2 protein-coding genes are annotated in these 3,180 nt (G+C 60.4%); both read right to left on the bottom strand.

The annotated features are described in order from the left end of the window. Nucleotides 1–295: 295 nt before the first annotated feature. Nucleotides 296–1,828, bottom strand: coding sequence for a hypothetical protein (locus SGJ19_16250; protein MDZ4781806.1), 1,533 nt, complete (start codon nt 1,826–1,828; stop codon nt 296–298). After that, entirely contained in the window at nt 1,825–3,060 is a 1,236-nt protein-coding gene (locus SGJ19_16245) for a hypothetical protein (protein MDZ4781805.1), read from the bottom strand. Before SGJ19_16245 ends, SGJ19_16250 begins: the two co-directional genes overlap by 4 nt. Between the last annotated feature and the right edge of the window lie 120 nt (nt 3,061–3,180).

Genomic DNA, 3,180 nt, shown 5'->3' with positions numbered 1-3,180 from the left:
GTAAAGATATAGGTTGCACCGCCCACCCCAACGTCATCCTCGATAAGGATGGGCTCTGTCGGGTTGATGAAGCAGAAGGGGAAAATCTTGACCCGGCTGGACCTGCCAAGAATTTAACCTGTTAAATGGCAGTATTTCGGCAGGAAAGCCAATGCTGACGCGGATACTTCTCTTAAATTGGCAGCAATCGTTCAGTATGACAAACAGGCTCAAATGCTGATGTTCCCCACCGCGGTCGAGTCGTCAGGAAGCTTCCGTTGCGCGTATCACCCTCGCCAGCCTCGACGTAAGCGCCTTACCGTCTGCCGAGCGCTCCGCGAATCCCGCCCAGGAGTCGGCGCAGCCAATGCGAGCGAAATAGAAACAGCAGGACGATCAGCAAAACCCCGGATGCCGAAGCCACAATGGCGAAGCCGGCAACGGACTCGAACCAGCGGGAGAGATACGCGGCACACGCCGCAGCGACGAAGCCCGCCACCGCGCTCTTTGCAAGCTCGCCGGCGCCCGCGAGCACGTTGAGTCCCGCGACGCGCGCATACCGCAACGAAAGCAGCAACACGAGGACATGACATCCGAAGTACGCAATGACATAAGCAGTTTCGGTCATGCGATCCGGGTCGAACATGACTCCGGCCACGCAAACCGCCAGCGTGATTGCAGTCGTGATTCCAAATACCCTGGTATTGATCGCGCGCTCGGAGATCGCGTCCACGACGTACCTCAGCACTGCATTGACCCCGAGAAGCGGCACCAGCACCACCGAAAACTCGATCAACGTCTTTACATTCGCTCCCGCGCCGAACAGGTATGCGCCTAGGTGGCCTGCGGCCGCGAAGATCACGCCTGCGCCGAGGAGCATCAAAGCCAGCGTGGCCGAGAGAGCATCGACCACTACCTCGAGAATTTCGTCGCGCCGGCCGCTGCGCCAGCTGGCGGCAAGCCCCGGAAGCGCGGCGACGCCGAATGCCGAAGCCACTCCCCCTACTGCAACCATCATCGAAAGCACCACAGCAAACTGGCCGGTCCTTGCGAGGCCCACGGTTTCCTTTGCCAGAAGCACGATCACGAGCGGGAGCGTGGCCATCAGCAGTACGCCGGGAAGCCGCGCAATGGACGTGCGCAGTATGCCGCGCGCGTCCGCGAAAGCGTTTCGCAGGCGCACGCCGTGTATCCGGGGAAAGAGTCGGGCGGCGGCCAGGACGGATAACACGACTGAGACCACGGCCATGGCGATGAGCGTGTCTTTCAGGGAGCCTCCGGAAGCAATCAGTCCGATGAAAGGCGAGGCCGCAATTCCAAGCACGACCCAAGCGAATGTGCCGAAGTCGTCAAGCCCCCTCGCAAGCGAGCTGAATGTAGCCGCGATACCAGTCGATACAAGTACGAGCGCGGTCGGAACGACGAATGCGCGCAGATCTGCACTGCCGAAAAGAAGCCGCGCGCCGGCTCCGTCGAACAAGGTCGAAACGCCAAGGACGGCGCAGCCGACTGCGAGTGCGGCGAGCAGGCAGCCGAGAAGCGCGCCCCCGAGCGTCGGCAAGTCCCTCGCAACCGCAACCGAATACGGCAGGCTTTCGTTGAGGCCGATCGTCGCTATCGGTATGCCGAATCCCATCGCTCGTCTTACAACCGCGTAGATACCCACGGCCTCCGCTCCGAAGCCGTGGGTTAAAACCGGGACGAAAAGAAAAAACGTGACGACTCCAGTGATCTCCAGCACTTGGAGCAGGGCCATCCGGGGAAGAAGGCTCGAAAGCGTGGTCATGTCGATCGCGCTTTGCCGCACCTGTGATTTAGCGTGCTCGCGGACGGCACTGCTGTGGCTCACGAAGCGAGCTTTGCGCGCACCGGCAGTCGCAACAACGAGCTCCCCGCGCATACTCGGGCAAGTACCCACGCGAGAATGGCTATCTCGATCATCCCGACGAGATAGCTGAGCGGGTTACCGTTCAGAAGGTCCAGGATCTTGTACATGAGAATCGCCTGAAACGCCTTCGAGATGAAATCGTTGCCACCCGCGCGGACGAATTTTATCGCCAGGATCGGTACGACCGCGGTGAGGGTTCCGACCGCGAAGCAAAAGGGCAATCCGCCCTGAATGTAGGTATAGGCGAAGCAAAGTCCGTTCGCGCTGATCGAGTCGATGCCACTGTAGAAATAGTAGGTGCCGATGACATTTTCGACCGGCGGCACGCCAGGCCGCAGCATGGCGCCGAAGACGGGGATGGTGTCGAGCCAGTTGATAAACGACTGGTAGTTGATCGCGTCGATGTAAGCCATGCTGACCTCGAATGGCGAGACGAACAACCGATGCATGACGCCTTCAATGACATCGGCGATGACTTCATCGGCGTTCGAGCCCGCAAACGTGTCGGGGTAAGTGACCAAGAACATAATGAAAATGGTGACGGCGAACGCGGGGGCCCCCACAAATAGCAGGCGCGCTAGCGACCCGGTGCTCCTCGTAAGGAATATGGTGGCGACAACGAAATAGTTGAGCAAGGTGGCCTTCTGGCCGGACCAGACGCTAATGAAGAGGGCCGCGCACAGCAGGAGTACGCAGAACAGGCGCAGCGGCAGCCGGGCGTACTTGAATGCCGCGATGGCGAGGACGAATGCGGCGGGTCCTAGGATATCGCGCGTATAGGCGTAGGCCTTGACGAACGCTGTATCGGTGTTGAGTTTGAGGGCTTCTTCGCGAAGGAGGGCAGCTTCCAAGAGATCGCTGCCACCGGCGGCAGCGAAGACCGGCGGCTTGGGGCCGACCAGAATGATGTACGCCGTCATGATCAGGAGGGAGGCACCGAGGATGCAAAGCCCCAAGCCGCTGACGCGGCCGTTCGGGGCGCTCCACTGCCTGTTTCCCGCGCCCGGGTACAGCTCGTAGGAGGCCAGCCTCGCGCCAATCAGAAAGCCCGTCAGGAAGAGCACGCATGCGGCAAGGGTTTCCGGCAGGGTCCTTTCCGGGACCAGGAGAAATTCTGCCGTCATACCTGGTACCAGCGCGAACACCACGAGGTACAGCGTGAAAAAGAACGTGAGTTTTGACGGCGTGATCATTCAGGGCTCGGGGCGGCCGAAAGCACCAGGCGCCGCGAAACCAGCAGCGTGCCGATCGAAAACGCGATGTAGGTCAGACCGACCGAAATGGCCACGCCGTAGATCCCTATCCAGTGATAG

It is taken from the genome of Planctomycetia bacterium (genome assembly GCA_034440135.1).
GTDB lineage: Bacteria > Planctomycetota > Planctomycetia > Pirellulales > JALHLM01 > JALHLM01.
The sequence above is the reverse complement of the archived record's forward strand: the minus strand, read 5'-3'. Positions and strand labels throughout refer to the sequence as shown.

Excerpts from the sequence above, each read along its gene's own strand:
- SGJ19_16245 (MDZ4781805.1), bottom strand. The coding sequence starts at position 3,060 with ATGATCACGCCGTCAAAACTCACGTTCTTTTTCACGCTGTACCTCGTG.